This window comes from Pedobacter sp. Leaf194 (assembly GCF_001423945.1).
Taxonomy (GTDB): Bacteria; Bacteroidota; Bacteroidia; order Sphingobacteriales; family Sphingobacteriaceae; genus Pedobacter.
Genome location: NZ_LMPU01000001.1, coordinates 131,698 through 154,693, shown reverse-complemented (window position 1 = coordinate 154,693; position 22,996 = coordinate 131,698). Strand labels below are relative to the sequence as shown.

Annotated in this window: 22 protein-coding genes; 8 read left to right on the top strand and 14 right to left on the bottom strand. The window is 39.4% G+C overall.

Annotated features, from left to right (window positions below):
• Positions 1–72: 72 nt before the first annotated feature.
• From ASG14_RS00735 to ASG14_RS00725, 3 genes are read right to left on the bottom strand one after another with little or no spacing between them, the layout of a single operon-like run.
• Positions 73–732, bottom strand: coding sequence for a phosphatidylserine decarboxylase family protein (locus ASG14_RS00735; protein ID WP_056869161.1), 660 nt, complete (start codon positions 730–732; stop codon positions 73–75).
• Between the two features lie 57 nt (positions 733–789).
• The gene (hpt, locus tag ASG14_RS00730; protein WP_056869160.1) at positions 790–1,332 is read right to left on the bottom strand and encodes a hypoxanthine phosphoribosyltransferase; all 543 of its coding nucleotides are present in this window, start codon (positions 1,330–1,332) and stop codon (positions 790–792) included.
• Between the two features lie 39 nt (positions 1,333–1,371).
• On the bottom strand, positions 1,372–3,528 hold the full coding sequence (locus ASG14_RS00725) for a transglycosylase domain-containing protein (RefSeq protein WP_056869159.1): 2,157 nt from the start codon (positions 3,526–3,528) through the stop codon (positions 1,372–1,374).
• A 131-nt stretch (positions 3,529–3,659) separates the two neighbouring features.
• Between ASG14_RS00725 and ASG14_RS00720 the strand changes: the two genes are divergently transcribed.
• From ASG14_RS00720 to ASG14_RS00710, 3 genes are read left to right on the top strand one after another with little or no spacing between them, the layout of a single operon-like run.
• Positions 3,660–4,736 carry an Mrp/NBP35 family ATP-binding protein gene (locus ASG14_RS00720; protein WP_056870183.1) on the top strand — a complete coding sequence of 359 codons (1,077 nt, stop codon included), beginning with the start codon at positions 3,660–3,662 and terminating at the stop codon, positions 4,734–4,736.
• A gap of 34 nt (positions 4,737–4,770) precedes the next feature.
• Entirely contained in the window at positions 4,771–5,016 is a 246-nt protein-coding gene (locus ASG14_RS00715) for a NifU family protein (RefSeq protein WP_056869158.1), read from the top strand.
• 46 nt (positions 5,017–5,062) lie between these two features.
• The gene (locus tag ASG14_RS00710) at positions 5,063–5,707 is read left to right on the top strand and encodes a hypothetical protein (RefSeq protein ID WP_056869157.1); all 645 of its coding nucleotides are present in this window, start codon (positions 5,063–5,065) and stop codon (positions 5,705–5,707) included.
• Positions 5,708–5,753: 46 nt separating this feature from the next.
• On the opposite strand, the gene def is transcribed toward ASG14_RS00710, so the two are convergent.
• From def to ASG14_RS00690, 3 genes are all read right to left on the bottom strand, one after another.
• Positions 5,754–6,314 carry a peptide deformylase gene (gene def, locus ASG14_RS00705; RefSeq protein ID WP_056869156.1) on the bottom strand — a complete coding sequence of 187 codons (561 nt, stop codon included), beginning with the start codon at positions 6,312–6,314 and terminating at the stop codon, positions 5,754–5,756.
• 148 nt (positions 6,315–6,462) lie between these two features.
• Complete coding sequence (locus ASG14_RS00700; protein ID WP_056869155.1) at positions 6,463–7,695, bottom strand: pitrilysin family protein; 1,233 nt, start codon at positions 7,693–7,695, stop codon at positions 6,463–6,465.
• 1,134 nt (positions 7,696–8,829) lie between these two features.
• The gene (locus tag ASG14_RS00690; RefSeq protein WP_235528474.1) at positions 8,830–10,983 is read right to left on the bottom strand and encodes a S9 family peptidase; all 2,154 of its coding nucleotides are present in this window, start codon (positions 10,981–10,983) and stop codon (positions 8,830–8,832) included.
• A 396-nt stretch (positions 10,984–11,379) separates the two neighbouring features.
• Between ASG14_RS00690 and proB the strand changes: the two genes are divergently transcribed.
• Complete coding sequence (gene proB, locus ASG14_RS00685) at positions 11,380–12,459, top strand: glutamate 5-kinase (protein ID WP_056870181.1); 1,080 nt, start codon at positions 11,380–11,382, stop codon at positions 12,457–12,459.
• A gap of 104 nt (positions 12,460–12,563) precedes the next feature.
• Positions 12,564–13,811: a glutamate-5-semialdehyde dehydrogenase gene (locus tag ASG14_RS00680; protein ID WP_056869153.1), complete on the top strand. Its 1,248-nt coding sequence runs from the start codon at positions 12,564–12,566 to the stop codon at positions 13,809–13,811.
• Between the two features lie 65 nt (positions 13,812–13,876).
• Here the strand turns inward: ASG14_RS00680 and ASG14_RS00675 are convergent, their stop codons facing one another.
• On the bottom strand, positions 13,877–15,259 hold the full coding sequence (locus ASG14_RS00675) for an MBL fold metallo-hydrolase RNA specificity domain-containing protein (protein WP_056869152.1): 1,383 nt from the start codon (positions 15,257–15,259) through the stop codon (positions 13,877–13,879).
• Positions 15,260–16,782: 1,523 nt separating this feature from the next.
• On the opposite strand from ASG14_RS00675, the gene ASG14_RS00670 reads away from it, so the two are divergent.
• A complete protein-coding gene (locus ASG14_RS00670) occupies positions 16,783–17,037 on the top strand; it encodes a hypothetical protein (RefSeq protein WP_056869151.1) in 255 nt (84 codons plus the stop codon).
• A 41-nt stretch (positions 17,038–17,078) separates the two neighbouring features.
• Here ASG14_RS00670 and ASG14_RS00665 read toward each other — a convergent pair whose 3' ends face one another.
• A complete protein-coding gene (locus ASG14_RS00665) occupies positions 17,079–17,450 on the bottom strand; it encodes a hypothetical protein (RefSeq protein ID WP_056869150.1) in 372 nt (123 codons plus the stop codon).
• Positions 17,451–17,798: 348 nt separating this feature from the next.
• On the opposite strand from ASG14_RS00665, the gene ASG14_RS00660 reads away from it, so the two are divergent.
• The gene (locus ASG14_RS00660; protein ID WP_056869149.1) at positions 17,799–18,401 is read left to right on the top strand and encodes a hypothetical protein; all 603 of its coding nucleotides are present in this window, start codon (positions 17,799–17,801) and stop codon (positions 18,399–18,401) included.
• A complete protein-coding gene (locus ASG14_RS00655) occupies positions 18,398–18,643 on the top strand; it encodes a hypothetical protein (RefSeq protein WP_056869148.1) in 246 nt (81 codons plus the stop codon). The genes ASG14_RS00660 and ASG14_RS00655 overlap by 4 nt, the downstream gene beginning before the upstream one ends.
• 75 nt (positions 18,644–18,718) lie before the next feature.
• Here the strand turns inward: ASG14_RS00655 and ASG14_RS00650 are convergent, their stop codons facing one another.
• The 6 genes from ASG14_RS00650 to ASG14_RS00630 form a co-directional block, all read right to left on the bottom strand.
• Complete coding sequence (locus ASG14_RS00650; RefSeq protein ID WP_056869147.1) at positions 18,719–18,949, bottom strand: hypothetical protein; 231 nt, start codon at positions 18,947–18,949, stop codon at positions 18,719–18,721.
• Between the two features lie 10 nt (positions 18,950–18,959).
• Complete coding sequence (locus ASG14_RS20405) at positions 18,960–19,325, bottom strand: vancomycin high temperature exclusion protein (protein ID WP_235528473.1); 366 nt, start codon at positions 19,323–19,325, stop codon at positions 18,960–18,962.
• Complete coding sequence (locus ASG14_RS20400) at positions 19,325–19,627, bottom strand: hypothetical protein (RefSeq protein WP_200940302.1); 303 nt, start codon at positions 19,625–19,627, stop codon at positions 19,325–19,327. The genes ASG14_RS20405 and ASG14_RS20400 overlap by 1 nt, the downstream gene beginning before the upstream one ends.
• Before the next feature lie 169 nt (positions 19,628–19,796).
• Positions 19,797–20,444, bottom strand: a complete 648-nt coding sequence (locus tag ASG14_RS00640) for a hypothetical protein (protein WP_056869146.1) — start codon at positions 20,442–20,444, stop codon at positions 19,797–19,799.
• Positions 20,445–20,519: 75 nt separating this feature from the next.
• Positions 20,520–21,164: a carboxypeptidase-like regulatory domain-containing protein gene (locus tag ASG14_RS00635; protein ID WP_056869145.1), complete on the bottom strand. Its 645-nt coding sequence runs from the start codon at positions 21,162–21,164 to the stop codon at positions 20,520–20,522.
• 89 nt (positions 21,165–21,253) lie between these two features.
• On the bottom strand, positions 21,254–22,792 hold the full coding sequence (locus ASG14_RS00630; RefSeq protein WP_056869144.1) for a YifB family Mg chelatase-like AAA ATPase: 1,539 nt from the start codon (positions 22,790–22,792) through the stop codon (positions 21,254–21,256).
• Positions 22,793–22,996: the final 204 nt, after the last annotated feature.

Below are 22,996 nucleotides of genomic sequence, written 5' to 3'. Positions count from 1 at the left end.
TAAGGATTATCCCTTTATCAGGATGATAAGCTAAAGCCTTTCAATTTGCCAAAATAAACAGGCTGCTCAGAATTAAGCTAAAGTTGCTAAGGTTGTGATTCCCCCTTTAACAACATCGTTTAAGGCCACATTAACCTTTGTTCCAACCGGAAGGAATACATCAACCCTCGAGCCGAATTTGATAAAGCCAAACTGTTCGGTTTGTACAACCTGATCGCCTTCTTTAACATACCATACAATTCTGCGGGCTAAAGCGCCGGCAATTTGACGAAAAAGTACAGGCGTGCCATTTTCATGTTCTACAACGGTTGTTGTGCGCTCATTTTCCGTAGATGATTTAGGGTTCCAGGCAGCTAAATACTTACCCGGGTGATATTTAAAAAATTTCACAACACCTGAAATTGGGTTGCGGTTGATGTGAACATTTACCGGCGACATAAAAATCGAAACCTGTAATCTTTTATCCTTAAAATATTCTCCCTCTTCAGTTTCTTCGATAACAACAACTTTTCCATCTGCAGGACAAATAACTAAATCCTCACCGGCAGAAAAGCTACGCCTTGGGTTGCGGAAGAATTGTAAAACAATTAAAAATAAGGCAGCCGAAAAAATATAAATAAACCAACGCAACCAGGTTACATCATAATATTTGTAATCTACAAATGCGTTAATGATGAAGATAAATAATATGCTCAAAGCTATGGTTGTATAGCCTTCTTTATGTATGGTCATTCTGTTTGGAAATTATTGGGCAAAGGTGCGAAAAATAAATTAATACAATTCAAAAAATTATGCTTCTGTTGCTCTGTAAATGTCAGTTAAATTGCGGCCAAGTCCATTGTAATCTAAGCCGTAGCCAACAACAAATTCATTTGGAATTTCAAAACCGATATAATCAAGTTCGGCTATTTCATATTTCAGAGCCGCAGGTTTAAGCAACAGGGAACTCACCTTTAATGAAGCAGGTTTTTTTTCCTTTACGATTTTAATAATATGACTCAGCGTTAAACCGGTGTCTACAATATCTTCAACAATTACAATGTCGCGGCCTTCAATATTATCAGGCAAACCAATTAATTCTTTTACTTCACCAGAGCTCGATGTACCTTCATAAGATGCTACACGCATAAAGGCAACCTCACAAGGCACGTCAATTTCTTTGATTAAATCGGCCATAAATAAAAAGCTGCCATTCAAAATCCCGATAAATAATGGACATTTCCCCTCGTAATCAACATTCATCTGGATACCGAGCAGTCTGATTCTTTTGCTTATCGTATCGCTTTCCAGAAAAATTTCGAATTCCCTGTCTTCTACTTTTATTTTGTTCATGAGTATCTTTTGTTGTTGAAAAATGAAAGCAGATTGCAACTATTGGTTTTTTTCCATTTCCTTTTCTAATCGTCGTTGTTCTCTCCGTTCCTGCCTTAACTGCTTTTTAGTTTTTGCCGTGTCTGCTGGTTTAACCCCGGTCCGGTTTGCTGTATCTTTTTTTCCTCCGCCAAAAATCCTGTCGAAAAGATTTTTGTTTTTGTCCTGCATTACAACTGGCGCAACATCTGCATCGTCATCATTATCAAAAACAGATGTATCTACAGCGGCCGTATCTGGTGCTAAATATTGGCGTAAACCTTCCCTTAACCGAACGTTATAAAAACCATAACCTGATGTATCAGAAGGTGTTAGGCCTCTCCTTGCCATAATATTGCCCATAAACCTGAAATAGTTGAACATGTATGGTTTAAGACTTCCATCGGCCATAAATTTGTACATAGAAGCCTTCGGCTTTGGAACAATGCTGGCAAGAAAAAGACCATCACCGATGGTTAAATCCGCAGGTTGCTTCCCGAAATAATATCTTGCCGCCTCTCCAATTCCATATATATTCTGGCCCAGCTCCATAATATTAAAATAAACTTCGAGCATGCGCTGTTTACTAACCAAATGGTTGTGTTCAATCAGCCAAACAATCAAAATTTCTTCGGCTTTTCGGGCAAGCGTTTTCTGGCGGCTTAAGTAAACGTTTTTAACAAGTTGCATGCTTATGGTACTCCCGCCGCGTTTAAATTTTTTCTCTTTAAAATTTACCGCTATCGATTTGCGGATGGATTCCTCAACAAACCCGTTATGCGTAAAAAATGAGGGGTCTTCTGCCGTTAACACGGCATTTATAAAGTTTTTAGAAATTGCACTTAGGGGCGTAAAGTTAGGGTTCGAGGGGCCAATAGTGATGTCACGCATCGGTTTTCCGTACTCGTAAGGCGTGTAAACAAACGGACTGTTAATTTTTTGGAGATTGGTTTTGCCCCATTGTAATATTTTAAAATCTACAGGTGTTAGGGTAGAACTAAATTTCACACTGTCCGGAATTGCCGTATCGAGGTAAAAATTTAGGTTATATTTTATTTTTCCCTGAACTTTCAAGCCATCTAATGATTCGAACAAGCCTTGTGGAAAAGCTTGAAAAATAGACTGCGCATCTTGTTCTTCTGCATTTAATTTTAATTCGTAGATTTTATTTTTTCCTAAGGTATATTTAACAAAGGGATGAATAGAAGCATTTTTTAAATAAGCTGTTGAGGTACTATCTAAGGCAATATAATTCGGCCCCACCAACACATCGGCATCTAGTTTTGCGCTTTGTACAATGATATCATTACTTGCAATCCTTGGTTGGTTTATCAGCATGTTTTTAACCGACCATGAACCCGAAATCTTATAGTCATCGCCACTATATCTTGCATTTTTCAGTTCGGTTTGTAAAGTATCAAAACTTAATTTTGCGTGGAGTTTGTTGTTTAAATATGGCAATTCTAATTTTTTTCCGTCGGCGTAGGCACTTATGCTTAATTGCTTATTTCCCGGGTCAACTTCTCCATCTAAATGCCAGGTGGCTTCGCCTCCATTAACATTTATCGTCGACTTTAAATCTCCGCCGTCAATTGTTGCCACTGTGGCAAAACTCAATTTAGCCGTATCGTTGTCATTTAGCTTGAACACCATGTTTTTAACATCCATGTCATCAGGTATTTTATACAAAACCTCATTAAGGATGTTGCTGGCAATGTCGGCCAGGTTAACTTTATTTTTTGTAGCGGTGCTGTCTTTTTTCTTCCTTTTTAGTAAGAAATCGATGTTTGTTGTAGAATCTTTTAACACAACATTAACGAAGCCGTTATTGAGTTTGAGTTCGGCTAATTTTACATTACCAAAAATAAGAGGCCAAAGTTTTACCCCTACACTAAGTTCGGAAATGTTTGAAAGGGTATCCCGTTCTTTTGGAACCACAGAAATTGCGGTCATTTTCACCGTGCTTAAACCCGTAAAACCTGCCGAGCCAATTTTAACATCCAGGCCGTAATCTTTATCTGCCTTTGCTATCGCTTTTGCAACCATTTTTTTAAGCAAAGCTTCTCTTTTGCTGTACGCAACCGCACCTAAAGCGACACAAACAATTAAAAAAATACCTAAAACCCAGGCTCCAATTTTTAAATATTTTTTAGGGATATTAATTTTAGGTATGCGCATACAGTCGTTAAAATGGTTAATTGCTTAAACGTAACAATTAAATGTTTATTTCGTGTTAAAATTACAGTTTAAAAGCCTAAATAAAAGTATTTGTGGCTATGTTTTGTTAATTTTGAATTTAAATGAATACGATGCAGATTAGCCCGCAACAAGTTTTAGATGCCTTAAAGAATGTAGAAGATCCCGATCTTAAAAAAGACCTGGTAACCTTAAACATGATTAAGGATTTACAGATAGTTGACACACAAGTAAACTTCACCCTCGAGCTGACTACGCCGGCATGCCCGATGAAGGAAATGCTTAAAAACGCATGTACAAATGCAATAAAACATTTTGTAAATGCCGAAGCGGAGGTAAATATAAATGTAACTTCACGGGTAACACAGCCAACCAATTCTTCATCATTAGATAATATCAAGAACATTATTTTAGTTTCATCGGGTAAAGGTGGGGTAGGGAAATCTACCGTAGCCAGTAATTTGGCGGTTACCCTTGCTAAAGATGGGGCAAAAGTTGGCTTAATTGATGCCGATATTTATGGCCCCTCGGTACCTACTATGTTCGATTTGGTTGATGCCAAGCCGGGAGCGGAGGAAACTGCAGATGGTAAAACAAAAATTATTCCGATAGAGAAATACGGCATTAAACTGCTTTCGCTAGGCTTTTTTGCAGATCCAGGCCAGCCGGTGCCTTGGCGTGGACCAATGGCTTCAAACGCAGTTAAGCAGCTATTTAATGATACCAACTGGGGCGAACTCGATTATCTGATTGTCGATCTGCCGCCAGGAACAGGCGATATCCACATCACCATTACGCAAAGTTTCCCGATTTCAGGAGCTGTTGTGGTTACCACTCCGCAACAAGTTGCGCTGGCAGATACACACAAAGGTTTAGCAATGTTTCGTATGCCTGGCATCAACATTCCGGTTTTAGGGGTTATCGAGAATATGTCGTACTTTACCCCTGCAGAGTTGCCCGATAACAAATATTATATTTTTGGCAATGGCGGCGGCAGAAAACTGGCAGAACGCTTCGATGTTCCCTTTTTAGGAGAAATTCCAATTATACAAAGTATTGCAGAAGCCGGAGATAGTGGAAAACCGGTTGCCCTAAACCAAAATGCCCAGCTAAACACGATATTCGGTGATATTGCAAGTAAGATAGCACAGCAGATTTCCATTAGTAATGCGCAAATGGCTAATTGCTAAAAAATTACTATTTTTATATTTTAAAAATTAAATAATGAATTTAACAGAACAAGTAGAACAGGCATTAGAGACTATCAGACCATATTTAATGGCCGATGGAGGTGATGTTTCTGTTGAAGAAATTACATCAGAGGGCGTGGTAAAGCTTAAGCTTTTAGGCAATTGCGGCTCCTGCCCAATGAGTTTTATGACTATGAAATCCGGTATTGAACAGGCCATTATGAAAGCCGTACCTGAAATTACATCGGTAGTTGCCGTAAATATGGCGGAGCAAGATTAACACTATTTAACAAGCGGTTTTAAGTATTAAAATTACTTTTGTCTTAATGAGATATTGTGTTACCCTAATTTGTCTTCTTTTTTCTGTAGCCACATTTGCACAGCAGAAACCTGCAAAGGATAAACTTATCCAGTTTTCAGGGATTATTACTGATATTGACAGCAGTAACGTTATCCCTTATGTTACCATTACCAACCTTTCGGCCAACAGCAGGCGGGTTGGTGCAGATTATCGTGGTTATTTCACTTTCATTGTAAACCCTGGCGATACGATTCTTTTTACAGCGATTGGTTACAAAAAATTCTCAACCATTATTCCCGAAAGCACGCCAGATAGTAAGTACACCATTATGGTTAAATTGCAATCAGAGGTAATTAACCTGCCAACGGTCCGCATTTTTCCATGGGCTACAACTGAAGAATTTACCAGGGAATTTTTGTCTATGAAACTTGCTGATGATGATTTGGCGATTGCCAAGCGAAACCTTTCTAAATCATCAATTAATGGCTTAATACAAAGTCTGCCACGCGATGGCGGGGAAATTGGAAGCCAGAATTACCGCTATAATTTTGATAGAATGGTGAACAAAAATATGGTTCAAACCAATCCCCTGCTGAATCCTTTTGCATGGGGTAAGCTTATGCAGCAAATCTTTGATGGCGATAAGAAGCGGGGCGAAAACGAAGATTAAAAAAAAGGAAAACGTTGCCATTTTCCTTTCTAATTTTCCATCAGTTTTATCTTCTCTTGCTCTTATTCGGAAACTTCATCTTATAATCTGTTTTGATATTTCCTTTTGAAATCGCATCCAGCTTACTTTTAAGCATCGTTTTGCGCAAAATACTTACCTTATCGGTAAATAACTTTCCTTCAATGTGGTCATACTCATGCTGAATCACACGAGCCGGCATTCCGTCAACATCATCGGTATGTTCAACCCAGTTTTCGTCAAAGTATTTAACCTTAATGTTTGGCTTGCGCATAATGTTTTCACGAATATCAGGAATGCTTAAGCAGCCTTCGTTAAAGTTCCAGGGTTCGCCGGTTTCTTCTAAAATCTGGGCATTTATAAACACCCGTTTGTAACCCGGGTTTCCATCTTCATCTTCGCCTGTATCAACAATAAAAAGACGAATTGGCAAACCGATTTGCGGTGCAGCCAAACCAACGCCGTTTGCATAATACATGGTATCAAACATATTCGCAATCAGCTCTTTTAATTCAGGATAGTCTTTATCAATATCGGTTCCAATTTTCTTTAAAACCGGGTCTCCGTATGCTACTATTGGTAATTTCATTTGTAATGTATTTCTTTCAGGCAATTGAGCCCGAGGGTATTCATTTGAACTTTTTGTTAGCCTAAACTTGTCGAAAGCTGTTATTTTGTGATCATTTTACAAAGTCCTACAGGCAGGCCAATATTATTTCACAATGCAAAAATAACAATTATTCCAGTATTGGACTGAAAGTAAAAACATTCAACTCCTCAGGATTTAAAACCTCATCGGCAATTTCGGCGATTTCTTTCGTTGTAACCTTGTTTATTTTTTCGAAAACCTGCTCCAACGAATCGATTTTATTATGGTCGATAAGACTTTTCGCCATCGAAATAATTAATCCAATCCTATTTTCTTCACTTAAAGCAATTTGTCCGATGAATTTGTTTTTCGCTTTTTGTAATTGCAGTTGATTTAGCGGATTATCTACCAACCTCTTCATCTCTTTAAAAATTAATGATAAGGCCCTGGTGTGTTTTTCTTTGTCAGTTCCGAAGTAAACCGAGAATATTCCGCTATCGCTTAATGGCGAAAAATTCGATTCTATTGTGTAGGCGATTCCATATTTCTCCCTGATTTGAAGATTTAAAACCGAACTCATGCCGTTGCCGCCGAAATAATTATTTAAAAGCATTAAACCAGCTTTTTGTTCATCATAGGTAGAATAGGTTTGCTTGCCCAAAATACAATGCGATTGCATAATTGGCTTATATATCGTAGTATTTGTTGGGTTTAAAACAGCAGGTCGTGTTCTGTGCAGCGATGGCGCATTCTCTTCAACGTCCGCAAAATATTTGCTGCCTTTTTTAAAAAAACCGTTTAAACTGTAGTTGCCTAAAACGGCAACAACGATTTCGTTGGTGCGGTAATTTGCCCTGCGGAAATCGATAACATCTTTGCGGGTAAAATGCCTCACACTTTCGGTTGTGCCCAAAATGTTGTTCCCTAAAGCGTTACCAGCGAAAAGCATGTCTTCGAAGTCGTCATTAATGGCTTCTTCAGGTTGGTCCAGATAAGAAGCAATTTCATCCAGAATCACGCTTTTTTCCTTGTCCATTTCCTCCTCAGGGAAAGTAGAGTGGAAAATAATATCGTTAAATAAATCCAGTGTTCTGTCCAGATATGGGTTTAAAAAGGACGCGTGAACGCAGGTATATTCTTTGGTGGTGTATGCGTTCAAATCTGCCCCAACACTTTCCAGGCGGTTTAAGATTTGGTTGGTGCTGCGTTTTTCGGTACGCTTAAAAATAAGGTGCTCAATAAAATGCGCAAGCCCGGCCTTACCTTCAGGCTCATCGCGAGAACCCGTGTTAATAATTATGCAGGCATGAGATATTGTCGAAGCCGATGGCACATGCAACAAGCGGATGCCGTTCGGTAAAGTATGAACATTGTATTCCATTGAGGTGCAAAGATAGCGCAAATTGCTCACAAAGCCTCCGTATCCGCATATTGCAATTGTAAAGCGGAAATCAATTTATAGTTTGTTAAATCGCCCCGCAATGAACGGAAATACTTTTGGTTGCAGGTACTTTCATAGTCAATTGAAGAATAAGGGCATTTGAGGTGCTAAAGAAATCATATTGGTTCTGCGATCATGGCGGCTTGTAGCCCCGCTATCGCCTGTAGCCTTGCTCGTACCTCGCTGCGGGCTACCCGGCTCTATCGGGTTTAGAAACAAAGTTTGGTTCCCCAAACCATAGAATTAAATGCAAAATGTATTAAAAAATTAAGGACGGCAAAGCAATACTTTGTTTAACTAGCCCCGACATAAACGGAAATACTTTTGGTTTCAGGTACTTTCATAATCTTGCAAACTATCGCCAAAAGATTGCAGTATTGGCGGGACAGAACCAAGCGAAGAATTACAGGCTTTGCGCTTCAAAAAATCATTTCTCGCTTTTATTATGCAGAAAGATTTTTTGGAAATGAAAGGTTCTGCGATCATGGCGGCTTGTAGCCCCGCTATCGCCTGTAGCCTTGCTCGTACCTCGCTGCGGGCTACCCGGCTCTATCGGGTTTAGAAACNATGAAAGGTTCTGCGATCATGGCGGCTTGTAGCCCCGCTATCGCCTGTAGCCTTGCTCGTACCTCGCTGCGGGCTACCCGGCTCTATCGGGTTTAGAAACAAAGGTTGGTTCCAAAGACCATAAAATTAAATGCAAAATGGAGTAAAAAATAAGGCAGGCTAAGCAATACTTTGTTAAATAGCACCGACATAAATGGAAATACTTTTGGTTGCTGGTACTTTCATAATCCTGCAAACCATGGCCAAAAGATTGCAGTATTGGCGGGACAGAANGCAATACTTTGTTAAATAGCACCGACATAAATGGAAATACTTTTGGTTGCTGGTACTTTCATAATCCTGCAAACCATGGCCAAAAGATTGCAGTATTGGCGGGACAGAACCMAAGCGAAGAATYACTGCTCTAGCGCTTCAAAAAATAAATTATTTCTTAAGCTTAAAATAATTGAGCACGTTTGGTTCCTTTCGCTTGCGTTCTTAAATTTTGATAATGCCCCGCAAAATATTTTATTTTTCAATGCCTTCGAGTGCAAATAGAAATGCCCACCTTAACGATACGTCTTTCAAATAATCGAACCTGCCGGATGCTCCGCCGTGGCCGAATTCCATATTTGTTTTGAGAAATAGAACATTCTTATCAGTCTTTGTGGCACGCAGTTTAGCAACCCATTTTGCCGGTTCAAAATATTGCACCTGACTATCGTGTAAACCGGTTGTAACCAACATATTTGGGTAGGCTTTCTTCTCTACGTTTTCATAAGGAGAATAGCTTTTCATATAGTCGTAGGCATCTTTTTTCTTCGGATTTCCCCATTCATCGAACTCGTTGGTGGTTAACGGAATGCTTTCATCCAACATGGTATTTACAACATCAACAAATGGAACGTCGGCGATTACGCCATGCCATAAATCTGGCGCCAAGTTTACTACCGCACCCATTAATAATCCGCCTGCGCTGCCTCCATGGGCATATAAATGGGCTTTCGAGGTATATTTCTGTTCAACCAAATATTCGCCTGCAGCAATGAAATCAGTAAAGGTGTTTTTCTTCTTCATCAGCTTTCCGTCTTCATACCACTGGCGGCCCATTTCTTGTCCGCCGCGAATGTTCGCGATAGCGAAAACAAAGCCTCGATTTAGCAAACTTAACCTCGGAGAAGAAAAAGTGGCATCGGTACTTGAGCCATAAGAGCCATATGCATACAGTAGAAGCGGTGCCTTGCCGTTTTTTTCAAAACCTTTTTTGTAAACCAATGCCACCGGTATTTTGGTTCCATCTTTTGCAGTTGCAAAAACGCGTTCTGTTGCGTAATCGTTAGGATTGTAGCCACCAAGAACTTCCTGCTGTTTCATTAACTTTTTAGTTTTTTGCTCCAAATCGTAATCGTAAGTAGCGCTCGGAGTGGTTAACGAAGTGTAAGAATAGCGGAGGGTTTTTCCGTTGTATTCGGGATTAGAGCCGATTCCTGCAGCATATACAGGTTCATCAAATTTAAGGTAATAATCGCTTCCGTCTTTTTTCAAAACCCGTAATTCTGTTAGTCCGTTTTTACGCTCAGATAAAACCAGGTAATTTTTAAATTCATCGCCATACTCCAGTAAAACATCTTTACGGTTTGGAATCACTTCTTTCCAATTTTCCTTTGCGGTTTTATCCAATGGGCATTCCATCAGCCGGAAATTTTTTGCATTCCAGTTGGTTACGATATAAAATTTATCATCAACGGGTAGCACATCATACAAAACGTCTTTAAATCTGGGCGAAAAAACTTTGAACGCCGATTCAGGCTGGTCTGCGTTTATCATCCTATACTCAGAAGTTAAAGTCCCTTGAGAGCCAATAAAAATGTATCGTCCGTTTTTTGATTTGCTAACGCCAATGTAGTTCGAATTATCCTTTTCATCATACACTATCGCATCGCTTTTAGCATCCGTTCTAAGTACATGTTTTTTAATCTTTTCACTTAATAACGTTATTGGATTTTTCGAGGTATAAAAGAAAGTTTTATTATCATTTGCCCAAGCTACGCCACCTTCGGTGTTTGGAATAGCATCTTTGTAAATCTCGCCGGTTTCCAGGTTTTTAACCTGAATAGTGTATTGTCTTCGTGAAACTTTATCGACACCAAAAGCGAGTAATTTGTTATCAGGACTAACGCTAAAACCGGTTGCACTGTAATATGAATGACCTTTTGCCAAGGCATCAACATCAAGTAAAACTTCTTCTGCGGCGGCCAAACTGCCTTTTTTACGGCAATATTTGTAATATTGCTGCCCATCTTCTGTTCGGCTATAGTAGAAATAACCATTTTTTAAAACAGGCACCGATTCATCTTTTTCTTTAATGCGGGCCTTCATTTCTTTGAATAAATCAGACTGAAAAGCATCAGTACTTTTCATCATTACATCAAGGTATTTGTTTTCTGCTTTTAAATAATCTACCACCTTGGTGCTGTCTGGCCCTTTCTTAAAATAATCAATCATCCAGTAATAGTTATCTACCACGGTATCGCCATGGATAATTCTTTTATGCGGGTTAATTTCGGCTATTGGAGGTTTAGCATCTGGCCATTTAATTGGTTTCATTTCTTGTTTTTTTGGGTTGTTGCAGGCTGTAATTGCGCCAAGCAAAAATAGCGAGGGTAATATACGTTTCATCATGATGGTTCGGTTGAGGTCGATGCAATTTAACGAATTTTTGCTTCAAATTGATTTAGAATATATTAAGGTCGTTTCCTGTAAAACAGAGCCCGGTTTTGCATCGCAATAAGTTTAAGCTTGTCGTTCCTGATGCTTGCTATTGCTTAAAGCCTTGTAGGTTTTTAGTGCACGTATTTAAATGAGCTGCCCAAGGCATGGCGGCATTTGAAAATTGCTTCATGTAAAACTCTATTACCAGCCAGTTAATCTTCGGTGAAAAATCTGGCGCCAAATTATCATTTTCGCAAAAATTCCTAATCATCTTAATTGTATTCCTTTTGGAAAAAAATAGATGTTAAATTGCCGCTTAATTTTCTAACAAAACCTTCATTGGTGGTGAGGGTTGGAAGGAGCCAAATGAATTTAGGGTATAAAAAGATAGTTGTCAAAATCGGGTCGAATGTAATTACACAGGAGAACGGGCTACCAGACGAATCGCGTATTCAGCACCTGGTTAATCAGCTTGCTGAAATCAAAAAGCAGGGAATCGAAGTAATCCTGGTTTCTTCGGGTGCTGTGGCATCTGGCAGGAGTTTAATTAAGGTTTCGGAAAAGCAAGACGCCGTTACCACACGTCAACTTCTGGCGGCTATTGGTCAGGTAAAACTGATAAATACTTACGCTAATTTCTTCGACGTTCATAAAATAAAATGCGCCCAGGTTTTGGTTACCAAAGAAGATTTTCGCGATAGGGCACATTACCTTAATATGAAGAACTGTATGCAGATTTTGCTGCAAAACGAAGTTATTCCGGTGGTAAATGAGAACGATGTGGTTTCTGTAACCGAACTCATGTTCACAGATAATGATGAACTGGCCGGATTAATTGCCTCGATGTTAAATGCCGATGCGCTGGTTATCCTTTCTAATGTAAACGGAATTTACAATGGCGACCCAAAAGTTGCAGGCTCGGCTGTGATTGAAGAAATATCAGGTTCTGCTTTAAATCTCGCATCATTTATCCAAACAGGAAAATCACAATTCGGTCGCGGGGGCATGATTACGAAATCTACCATGGCGCAAAAAGTGGCGAAACTGGGCATAACGGTTCACATTGCAAATGGAACTACTGACGATGTGCTTAATTCTTTGTTGAAAAATGAACTCGTTCATACCCGTTTTGCTCCGGAAAAGTCAAAATCGGGCAAAAAGAAATGGATTGCGCATTCAGAAACTTCTGCAACGGGTGTAGTTAAATTAAACGATGGAGCGAAAAGTGTGCTTACCTCGGGTAAGGCAACAAGCTTGTTGCCGGTCGGCATTGTCGAAATACAATCTGACTTTTTAAAAGGCGACATAATTAAAATAATTGATGAAAATAACCAGCTCATCGGTTTAGGCATTGCAGAATATGGTTCGGAAAAAGCAAGAGAAAGAATTGGCCAGAAAAAGCAAAAAGCTTTGGTACACTACGATTACTTTTACGCTGCAATTTAAGTTACAAGTGTAAAAAAAGGACAAGAAATCCGTTACTTTCTGTTGAATTTGCGCAAATCTGCTGGCACAGCGCTAACAACCTGAAAGGCATTGATACTATAAAAATGAACTATAAACAATACTTCGAAAATGCAAAACAAGCAAGCCGAAAGTTGGTTGGCTTAAGCAAAGAAACCGCTAATAACGTATTGGCTGATCTGGCGGATGCTTTAATTTTGCATACGCCGGAAATTCTGATTGAGAATGAAAAGGACTTAGCAAAAATGTCCATCGAAGACCCAAAGCATGACAGGCTGAAATTAACCGAAGAGCGTATTGCTGATATTGTTAACGATGTTAGAAATGTAGTTAATCTGGCTAGTCCGCTGGGCGATATCCTTTCAGACAAAACATTAGAAAACAAGCTTAGAATTCAAAAAGTCCGCGTTCCTTTAGGTGTTGTTGGCGTAATTTACGAGGCCCGCCCTAATGTTACCGCCGATGTTTTTTCGCTTTGTTTTAAAACAGGAAACGTGGCAGTTTTAAAAGGAGGCAGCGATGCCGAATGCTCAAATCTGGCCATTGCAAAAGTGATTAAAAACGTTTTGGCAAAGCACGAAATCGATCCGAATGTTTTAACGCTGTTGCCTGCCGAAAGAACGGCAACTGAGGCGTTGCTGAATGCAAGAGGGTTTGTAGATGTGTTAATTCCCCGTGGTAGTTCATCCTTAATTAACTACGTTCGGGATAACAGCAAAATCCCCGTTATTGAAACAGGCGCAGGTATTGTGCACACTTATTTTGATGAATCGGGAGATTTAGAGAAAGGAAAAGCCATAATTTTTAATGCAAAAACCAGGCGGGTTAGCGTTTGCAATTCGCTGGATTGTGTGTTAATTAATCGAAACCGCCTGGCAGATTTACCAGAGCTTTTAGCGCCTTTAGCTGGTGGAAAAGTAATGCTTTTTGCTGATGAACAAAGCTATGAAAAACTGAAACCTACTTATCCCGAACAACTTTTAAGCAGAGCGACTAAAGAGCATTTCGGAACCGAGTTTTTATCGCTGAAAATGGCTGTAAAAGTTGTCGATGATTTTCAGGAAGGTTTAAATCATATTGCAGAATATAGTTCTAAGCACAGCGAAGCAATAATTTCGGAGAGTGCCGCCAACATTACAAGGTTTTTAAATGAGGTGGACGCGGCCGCAGTTTATGCCAATGCATCAACTGGGTTTACTGATGGAGCGCAATTTGGCCTCGGTGCAGAAATTGGAATTAGTACCCAAAAGATACACGCCCGCGGGCCAATGGGCTTAGAAGAATTAACGAGCTATAAGTGGGTTGTGCGTGGTGATGGGCAGATAAGGCGATAAAAACCAACTCATTGTCAATGCGAGACACGAAGCAATTTTAATGCGTTTCTTATCAACCCAATGAACTAAATCTCAAAAACCGCTCCTCTTTCTGGCGCTACAACATTGAAACCCTCTTCCTGTAACGCAGCGGCTAAACTTTGTAAACTTCTATCTTCGCCATGTACGAGAAACACCTGTTTTGGCTGGCCGGTTTGTTTTACCGTTCGCATCAAATCATCATGGTCGCCATGGCCGCTAAGCAAATCAGTTTGGCGAATGGTCGCGTAAACCATCATTTCGCGGTCTTTGATCCTAACGATTGGTGCCCCGCTCAAAAGCTTGTAGCCGAGCGTTCCTTTAGCGCAGTAGCCGATAAAAAGAATGGTGCAGTAGTAGTTTTGGATGTTGTAATAAAGGTGATCCTGAATGCGGCCCCCTTCTAACATACCTGCCGAAGAAATGATGATGCATGGGTCGAAATAATTCGAAACATCCTTACTTTCTTTCATGGTTTGCACATATGCCAAATGCTCAAATTCAAATTCGTCACCCATGGTCTTATAAAAATCTTTCGCCTCCTGGTTAACAAGATCATGATGTTTGCGGTAAACATCTGTTGCATGAATCGCCATAGGGCTATCAACGAAAATCTGAACAGGCGGCAGCAGTTTTTTCGTAAAAATCTGGTTCAAAGCAAAAACCAGCGATTGTGTTCTGCCAATACTAAACGCTGGAATAATCAGGCGACCAGGGGTTTTAATACAGGCTTCTTCAATTTCCTTAACCAATCTTTCCTCCAGGGTTTGGTCTTTGGTGTGGTAGCGGCCGCCATAAGTAGATTCGCAAACAAAATAATCAACCTCAGGTATAGGTTCTGGCTTTACCAGCACAGGGTAATGTTCGCGACCAATATCACCGGAAAACGCAATTTTTTTCTCGGCTCCATTGTCATTTACCGTTAATACCGCAGCTGCGGCGCCTAATAAATGCCCTACAGGTACAAAAGTTAAACTAATATCTCCATTTATTTTAAATGGCTTGTTAAAGGCAATAGTAACAAAACGATCAATCGTATCCATTACATGCTTATGCAAATAAAGCGGTTTCGGGCCACTAAAATTACCGCGTTTTGTACGGGGCTTGCGACTTTGTTTTCGTAAAAAAAGCTCTACAGAATCGAACAAAAGGATAGACGTTAAATCGGCTGTTGGCGGCGTACAAAGTACTTGTCCGCCAAAACCCATACGTACCAACGTTGGTAAATTACCAGAATGGTCTATATGTGCATGCGTTAAAATCACCAAATTTATACTAGCCGGGTCGAAAGGAAATTGTTGGTTATCTTCCTGGTAAGTTTCCTTTTCGTAGTCTAAACCACAATCTATCAGTATTTTATAATGCCCAACCTCGAGCAGGTGCATACTTCCTGTAACTTGTTGCGCAGCGCCCCAAAACGTTAACTTCATCTTTCTTTCTGTAGGGTAAATTGTTGGGTGTAAAGTAGTACAATTGGCTGAATTTTTAAACAAGAGCAGGTAATTTTTTGGTTAAGCGCATGGCTTAACATGTCTATTTCCGGCTATGCTGCTCTTAATTTTTTTTTTTGAAAAGCAATTGCAGTGGCCTTTTTGTTAACGTAGTCCCGCTTTCCATTACAAGTCCGCACTCGTTCCTCGTTTGCGGGCTTTTTCATTCCAATCGGGTTTAGCAACAGGCGCTGGTGGTGCTATTTCTGGCTAGTCAACAACCATAGTTTCATAAACCCGATTGCAGCGAAAACCCAAAGCTTTTTCTGCTTTGGTTGCAGCAAAAAGCGGGACTAAAAACCTCCAAGAAAACCGGACCGTTCATTTCCAAATCATTAATTCTCAGAATGCTTTAGTATTCGGTTAATCGCATTGGTTAGTATGTGTATCTTTCCATTACAAGTCCGCACTCGTTCCTCGTTTGCGGGCTTTTACATTTCAATCGGGTTTAGCAACAGGCGCTGGCGGTGCTATTTCTGGCTAGTCACCAACCATAGTTTCATAAACCCAATTGCAGCGAAAACCCAAAGCTTTTTCTGCTTTGGTTGCAGCAAAAAGCGGGACTGAAACCTCCAAGAAAACCGGACCGTTCATTTCCAAATCATTAATTAGAAAAATGCTTTAGTATTCGGTTAATCGCATTGGTTWGTATGTSTATTTCCRGMAATGCTGYTCTTAAAATTTTTTTGAAAAGCAATTGCAGCAGCCTTTTTRTTMATGTAGTCCCGCTTTCCATTACAAGTCCGCACTCGTTCCTCGTTTGCGGGCTTTTACATTTCAATCGGGTTTAGCAACAGGCGCTGGCGGTGCTATTTCTGGCTAGTCACCAACCATAGTTTCATANCCCGCTTTCCATTACAAGTCCGCACTCGTTCCTCGTTTGCGGGCTTTTACATTTCAATCGGGTTTAGCAACAGGCGCTGGCGGTGCTATTTCTGGCTAGTCAACAACTAGAGTTTTATAAACCCGATTGCAGCGAAAACCCAAAGCTTTTTCTGCTTTGGTTGCAGCAAAAAGCGGGACTGAAAACCTCCAAGAAAACCGGACCTTTGATTTCCAAATCATTAATTAGAAAATTGCTTTTGTCTTTCGGTTAATCGCATGGCTTAACATGTCTATTTCCGGCAATGCTGCTCTTAATTTTTTTTTTGAAAAGCAATTGCAGTGGCCTTTTTGTTAATGTAGTCCCGCTTTCCATTACAAGTCCGCACTCGTTCCTCGTTTGCGGGCTTTTACATTCCAATCGGGTTAGCAACAGGCGCTGGCGGTGCTATTTCTGGCTAGTCACCAACCATAGTTTTATAAACCCGATTGCAGCGAAAACCCAAAGCTTTTTCTGCTTTGGTTGCAGCAAAAAGCGGGACTGAAAACCTCCAAGAAAACCGGACCGTCCATTTCCAAATCATTAATTATAAACTCAAATTAATTTTCTAAAACCCCTATCTTTGTTAAAAAATTTAGCCATGCAAGAACCATTTGACATAGAAATAGGCCAGGTAAATTATTCGGTTTTTCCTGAGGGAAACGATTCATATACCATTTTCAAAGATGGAAAAGAGTACATCCAGATTCAGAAAGATACGTCTTCAATTTGGTTGAAGATGGATTACAAAACTGAGCTTCCAATTTTTGAGGAAGATGAAGAAGTAAATGCAATTGGGCAGGCCATTGAAAGTTATGTGCCCGATGAAGAGGATGAAGAAGAGGAGGAGTTATAAGAAAAAAGTCACGGCGTAAACCGTGACTTTTTTTCTGTAAGCTATCTGGTACAATTGGCGGTCCAGGTACCGTTAGTGTTTGATACCCCTATTTTTAGGGTACTTGCATCTATCGTAATTCCGATTACGCCGGTACCAACACTAATGTATGTGTTGCCACTTTCCTGAAATTTTACACCTGTAATATCAGGAATGTTGTTTCCAAAAAAGAAACTGTAAGTGTCGTTAACCTTTGTCACGGTTACTTTGCCATCAGTGCTGTTAATTTGCGTAGCACCTTTGCTGTAAGAAACGGTTCCTCTGTATGTTCCAACAAAGAAATCACGGTCTGCCGGGTCGGTGTCTTTTTTACACGAGGCCATTACCGTTAATGCTATTAAAAGCATGCTAAAAATTTGGACTGTCTTTTTCATAGGAGTATTTTTTCAATTTTGAATTGCTGAGGTAGGCAGCAAATTCGGTTAATAAAATGTAACATGCCCTTTACAACGACTATGCCAAACGGCATTTGCAATAGCTGAAAACGAATTTAAAGCCGTAGAAAAAGAAGTTCTATTTGTTGTTAACTCATTGTAAAGCAGGTATATGTTTATTGGTCTTTTGTTGTTAGTCATGAAAGTTAAATCATTTCCAACCATTACGGTTTTAGTTATTACATTTTAAAACAAACTGTTTAGTTTAATGGAATGTGTTGTAAAAATTTTTTAGCCAATTAATATTTCCTATTTTAACGGTATAAACTACGCCAAGCAGCCCGCAGAATGAAGCTCTCAGATAATTTACATAAACTACTTCCTTTTGGTTACCTTTTTCTGGTGGTGCTTGGAATACTCAAAGAGAGTATTTTCTACTACCAGATTGGCATCAATATTCTAAAATATTCTAGTCTGATGGATATTTTAATAAGTCCGATTGCTACTCTAACATCAAACCTTATTGTATTCGTGGCGGTTATAATTTTCGCAATTATTTTGTACGCATATCCTGCTTTTTTAGCGAAAAGGCTCGATAAAAAATGGGCACAAAAATTATCAGGACTAAAAAATGCGGAAACGCTTAGCGAAGAAAAGGTGGCGAATCATTTCACCAGCTTTTTTGCCGTTCTTTTTGCCTGTGGCTTATTTTCTTTTTTTATTGGCATTGGTTTTGGCCAGGGAAAAAGGCTGGCGGCGAAAATAAATTCGAATTCGCTCAAATACAACCACATTTTAAATTATAGTACCGGCGACTCTGAAACAATTTACCTGATTGACGTAAATAGTGTTTACTATTTTTATATAGCTAAAGGAAGTAGAACAATCAAGATATCGCCGGCTGCCTCAATTAAAAATATGGAATTAACAATTAATGAAAAATTGAAATGACCGAGATAAAATTAGAGGAATTAAGCAATGAAGAATTGCTCAAAAGAGAAAAAATGGTAAAGTCGGTAACTTACACGCTTGCAGGAATGTTATTTGTATTGTTTGCACTAAGCATGTTTTTAACTTTTAAGAAAGGCTTTACACCACTAACCGTGATTCCAATTGCGTTAATGCCTATTGTACTGGCTAATTTAGGAAGTATCAAAAAGATACAAGCTGAACGTAAATTAAGGGGTTTATAGCAACTAATGTTCTCTTTAATATCCTAAAAATCCCATTGTAACCAGCACCAAAATACATATTCCGTAAGCGATTATTTACGCTGAAATGATGATGCTGACGATAGATAAAATTCTGGCAATTTTTAAATGTTTAATTTCTTTTGAACTATAATCTGACACTTTAAGCGCCAACTTTTTTAGCTCATTCCGGGTGAGCATTGCCACAGGTACAGCCAAAACCAAGCCTGCAATGTCTACAAACCAGGACAGCAAGGAAGACGCCAGTGCCGCCATAGACAGGTAGAGGAAAAGTTCAGGTTTTTTCATTGAATGCGGGCTACTTCGATAGGTCTTTTGTATAATTAGCCTTTCCGTTAATATCTATAGTTTCGCCTAAAAACCGGGGTTCGCGGCCCCGCCAAACATCGATAACGGCTTTAGTAATTGCCAGGCATTCGCGGAATGAAACATATTTGTAGCCTAAGTACTCGCCTTTATTTGCAGAAAATCCGCATGATTTTATACCGAGTTTATTCCCAATATAAATGCAACGGTTAAGGTGATATTTTTGAGAAACCAGAATTGCCGAATCAACTTTGAAAATTTTCTTGGCCCTATACATGGTCGAGTAGCTATCAAAACCTGCGTAATCGACATAAATTTTATTGGTATCCACGCCATTTTCATAGCAATATAACTTCATTACGGTAAGTTCGTCGTGCTCATCCTGTCCATTATCGCCCGACAGCAAAATTTAGCTACTTTGTTAGTCTTGTAAAGCAAAATGCCAGCATCCAGCCTGTCTTTTAAATATTTGCTCGGTTTATTGCCATTTATGCCTGCGCCAAAAATGATGGCAACCATCGTGTTTGGTGTGTCTTTTTCAGAAGTATAAATCAGATTTTTGGTCTTACTTTTTACGAAATAATTTGTGGCAACAATAAGCAGCACTCCAATTAAGCAGAGCCATAAAGCGGATTTGAACAAGCGGGTTAAATTTTTCATTTTGGGTAAAAGTTTGATTGTAATTTAGCTGGGAAATTCAGGGAGAAAATCTTGAGCTATACGCAAAATGTTTTTTGTTCCAACCCTTTCTATCTGCATGGTTTTCAAGAAAACAAAATAGCCCTTTAACCCATAAGTAGTCGGAAACAAGACATTCGATAAAAATGTATTAGCCAGCAAACAATTGCTTTTTAAAGGTCAGTTTTTGGCCATTCCAGCTAAACACCCATGCTGATAGATATTCGCCGCATACTTCCTCCTCATCAGGATGTTTCTTTGAGTAGTCGCCATTTGTATTGGTGCCATAACTTATCGTTACTTCATTATCTATATGTTTGATACTGTACATAAAATAGCAACCTTCATTTTTAGGTTTATGTACATACTCGAGTGTATTTTTTTCGCTTAGCTCATTTAATTTTAAAAACTTAAAAAGATTTGTGAACTCTTCGAAATCCCAATACTCGTACAACCTTTCAAAATTATCGTTAAACATTTCTTTAGTAAGTTTATTCCCGTTTTCAATGCGTTGTTTGTCAAAATCCGCGTTGATATCGTAAATTGTTAAAGTGCTATCTGCCACAGGAAAGTTGAAGAAAGTGGCTATTTCTTTCTTATTCTTAGTTTGCACGGCAACTTTAAATCTATTTAAGTCGGCAATTAACTTTTCCTTCTCCGTTAAGGTTTTACTTACCGTTTTCTGCTGTATTGTCTGCGCAGTATCAATGTGCTTCGTGGTATTTTCATTTGGTTTTTTGCTTTCATTACAAGCCGTAAAGGCGATTGCGAAAAGCACAGCTGAAATTATTTTTTTCATCTTATTTTTTTGTGTAGCGTAGCAGTTCTTGTTTGTTCCATAATATCTCTAAACCATCACTTTCCAATTTTTTAATTATTCCTTTTCTGTAGAAATAATAGTCATCTTTAAAACGGTTAGGGTGTCATTTTTCAAGGTGTAGCGCATGTTTCTGTTACCATTAAAACCATAAGCGTAGTACCTGTCTTTGGTAATTTTAAATCCATTATTTTCATCTTCCATCCAAATTCCAAACAAACTATCAGGTTTAAACTTTGGATTTGTTATCTGAAAAAACTCGGGTCTATTTTTAAATTCCTCATGCAGAAATACAATTGCTCTTCCATTAACTTTTTGCAATTCATGTTTACTGCTGTCTTCGGTAATTAAACGCGAATATTCTGTTGTTTCACCGGCATGGTGCCAAACCATTGGCACAGTATCGGTAATGTAGCCCTCTTTTCTGAGAATTAATCCTTCGAAAGTACTCGCTTTAAGTTTGAAAAATCCGTTCTTATCAGTTGTGGTTGTACCGGCATATTTATCTGCCAAATCTTCTTTAACGAAAACACCTTCAATTGGTTTTCCAAACTCATCTATAATTATGCCCGCGTAATAATCATGAGTCTTTTGCTTGCAGGCGCACAACAAGACCACCAACAAACCTAAAGTAATCAGAACTGAATTGGTTAAATGGAATTTTAACCGACTTAAAATGTTCCACGATTTTAATTGCTTCATGTTTTTATCAGAAAATACGGCAATATAATGAAATATGATTTTTTAGCCAGTTTAATAAAAATGTTCATTTTCTTTTATGACGATAAAATTTACCCTGCCCAGCCATCTCTATCTAAACTTCTGTAATTGATGGATTCTGCCAGGTGCTCGAGTTCTACGCTTTCGCTTCCATCCAAATCTGCAATTGTTCTGGCTACTTTCAAAATTCTATCATAAGCAAGGGCCGACAAACCCAAACGCTCCATTGCCGACTTTAAGAGCGTGGTTCCCGCCTCACTAATCTGGCAAACCTTTCGAACCATTTTTGGGCTCATCTGTGCATTGTAGTGCAAATCTGCTCTATCAGCAAAGCGTTGGTCCTGGATTTCCCTGGCCTTGATTACCCTTGCCCTGATGAGTTCGCTTTTTTCGGTTTCCCGCGAGGATGCCAGCTCTGAAAAATTAACGGGTGTAACTTCAACATGTAAATCAATCCTATCTAAAAGCGGTCCGGAAATTTTGCTAAGGTATTTTTGAACTACGCCAGGCGCACAAACACATTCTTTTTCGGGGTGGTTATAAAATCCACACGGACAAGGATTCATGGATGCCACCAGCATAAAACTTGCAGGGTATTCTACAGAGAATCTTGCCCTCGAAATGGCAACTTTTCTATCCTCCAGGGGTTGGCGCATTACTTCCAGAACGGTCCTTTTAAACTCAGGAAGTTCATCTAAAAACAGCACACCATTATGCGCTAAAGATATTTCTCCTGGCGCAGGATTTATGCCACCGCCCACGAGGGCAACATCAGAAATGGTATGGTGTGGTGAGCGGTAGGGCCTCACCGTCATCAGTGCATCTGCGGCAGAAAGTTTGCCCGCTACCGAATGTATTTTAGTGGTTTCTAATGCTTCGTATAAATTTAACGGAGGTAAAATGGTTGGCAAGCGTTTCGCTAACATCGTTTTACCAGCACCTGGCGGGCCAATTAAAATTACATTATGTCCGCCTGCTGCGGCAATTTCCAAAGCACGTTTAATATTTTCCTGCCCTTTAACATCGGCAAAGTCATGTTCATAATTACCTATGTTTTTTAAAAACTCTTCCTTGGTATCGATTTTAACCTGTTCAAGGCCTTCACTCTTATTGAAAAAGGCAATTACCTGCGCCAGTGTTTCTACGCCGTATGCAACCAGGCCATCCACGATAGCGGCTTCCCGCACGTTTTGCTTAGGCAGAATGAAACCTGTAAAGCCATCTTCCTGCGCCTGGATGGCAATTGGTAAAGCGCCTTTAATGGGTTGAATTGCGCCATCAAGCGAAAGCTCGCCCATGATAAAATAATTTTCCAAATAACTTGCCGGAATCTGGCCCGAAGCTGCTAAAATGCCAATTGCAATAGGCAAATCGTAGGCTGAGCCCTCTTTCCTGATGTCGGCAGGAGCAAGGTTAACAACAATCTTTTGCCTTGGCGTCCTAAAACCTGCAATATCGATGGCGCTTTCTACCCTTTGCAAGCTTTCCTTAACGGCATTATCGGGCAGGCCAACCATGTAATATTTATTGCCGGCGCTAATGCTTACCTCAATTGTTATTGTTAAGGCATTTACGCCAAACACAGCACTCCCATAAGTTTTTACAAGCATTAAATTTCAGTAAAAAATTGGGATGTTATTGTTATTCGGGGAGGATTAATGGTTTTACTAAGATATAAAGAAATATTTAGATACACTGGTTGAAACCAACGATAATAAATTGTAGGTGCTTCGCCTTTAAGGTTATAATAATTGGCGTAAGTCGGTTAAAATCAAGGGAATTGAAACCCTAAATATTTTGTTCGGGTGCATTAT

What these genes read in the sequence shown, in the direction of transcription:
- ASG14_RS00735 (WP_056869161.1), bottom strand. Translation starts at nt 732, where the DNA reads ATGACCATACATAAAGAAGGCTATACAACCATAGCTTTGAGCATATTA.
- hpt (WP_056869160.1), bottom strand. Translation starts at nt 1,332, where the DNA reads ATGAACAAAATAAAAGTAGAAGACAGGGAATTCGAAATTTTTCTGGAA.
- ASG14_RS00725 (WP_056869159.1), bottom strand. Translation starts at nt 3,528, where the DNA reads ATGCGCATACCTAAAATTAATATCCCTAAAAAATATTTAAAAATTGGA.
- ASG14_RS00720 (WP_056870183.1), top strand. Translation starts at nt 3,660, where the DNA reads ATGCAGATTAGCCCGCAACAAGTTTTAGATGCCTTAAAGAATGTAGAA.
- ASG14_RS00715 (WP_056869158.1), top strand. Translation starts at nt 4,771, where the DNA reads ATGAATTTAACAGAACAAGTAGAACAGGCATTAGAGACTATCAGACCA.
- ASG14_RS00710 (WP_056869157.1), top strand. Translation starts at nt 5,063, where the DNA reads ATGAGATATTGTGTTACCCTAATTTGTCTTCTTTTTTCTGTAGCCACA.
- def (WP_056869156.1), bottom strand. Translation starts at nt 6,314, where the DNA reads ATGAAATTACCAATAGTAGCATACGGAGACCCGGTTTTAAAGAAAATT.
- ASG14_RS00700 (WP_056869155.1), bottom strand. Translation starts at nt 7,695, where the DNA reads ATGGAATACAATGTTCATACTTTACCGAACGGCATCCGCTTGTTGCAT.
- ASG14_RS00690 (WP_235528474.1), bottom strand. Translation starts at nt 10,983, where the DNA reads ATGATGAAACGTATATTACCCTCGCTATTTTTGCTTGGCGCAATTACA.
- proB (WP_056870181.1), top strand. Translation starts at nt 11,380, where the DNA reads ATGAATTTAGGGTATAAAAAGATAGTTGTCAAAATCGGGTCGAATGTA.
- ASG14_RS00680 (WP_056869153.1), top strand. Translation starts at nt 12,564, where the DNA reads ATGAACTATAAACAATACTTCGAAAATGCAAAACAAGCAAGCCGAAAG.
- ASG14_RS00675 (WP_056869152.1), bottom strand. Translation starts at nt 15,259, where the DNA reads ATGAAGTTAACGTTTTGGGGCGCTGCGCAACAAGTTACAGGAAGTATG.
- ASG14_RS00670 (WP_056869151.1), top strand. Translation starts at nt 16,783, where the DNA reads ATGCAAGAACCATTTGACATAGAAATAGGCCAGGTAAATTATTCGGTT.
- ASG14_RS00665 (WP_056869150.1), bottom strand. Translation starts at nt 17,450, where the DNA reads ATGAAAAAGACAGTCCAAATTTTTAGCATGCTTTTAATAGCATTAACG.
- ASG14_RS00660 (WP_056869149.1), top strand. Translation starts at nt 17,799, where the DNA reads ATGAAGCTCTCAGATAATTTACATAAACTACTTCCTTTTGGTTACCTT.
- ASG14_RS00655 (WP_056869148.1), top strand. Translation starts at nt 18,398, where the DNA reads ATGACCGAGATAAAATTAGAGGAATTAAGCAATGAAGAATTGCTCAAA.
- ASG14_RS00650 (WP_056869147.1), bottom strand. Translation starts at nt 18,949, where the DNA reads ATGAAAAAACCTGAACTTTTCCTCTACCTGTCTATGGCGGCACTGGCG.
- ASG14_RS20405 (WP_235528473.1), bottom strand. Translation starts at nt 19,325, where the DNA reads ATGAAGTTATATTGCTATGAAAATGGCGTGGATACCAATAAAATTTAT.
- ASG14_RS20400 (WP_200940302.1), bottom strand. Translation starts at nt 19,627, where the DNA reads ATGAAAAATTTAACCCGCTTGTTCAAATCCGCTTTATGGCTCTGCTTA.
- ASG14_RS00640 (WP_056869146.1), bottom strand. Translation starts at nt 20,444, where the DNA reads ATGAAAAAAATAATTTCAGCTGTGCTTTTCGCAATCGCCTTTACGGCT.
- ASG14_RS00635 (WP_056869145.1), bottom strand. Translation starts at nt 21,164, where the DNA reads ATGAAGCAATTAAAATCGTGGAACATTTTAAGTCGGTTAAAATTCCAT.
- ASG14_RS00630 (WP_056869144.1), bottom strand. Translation starts at nt 22,792, where the DNA reads ATGCTTGTAAAAACTTATGGGAGTGCTGTGTTTGGCGTAAATGCCTTA.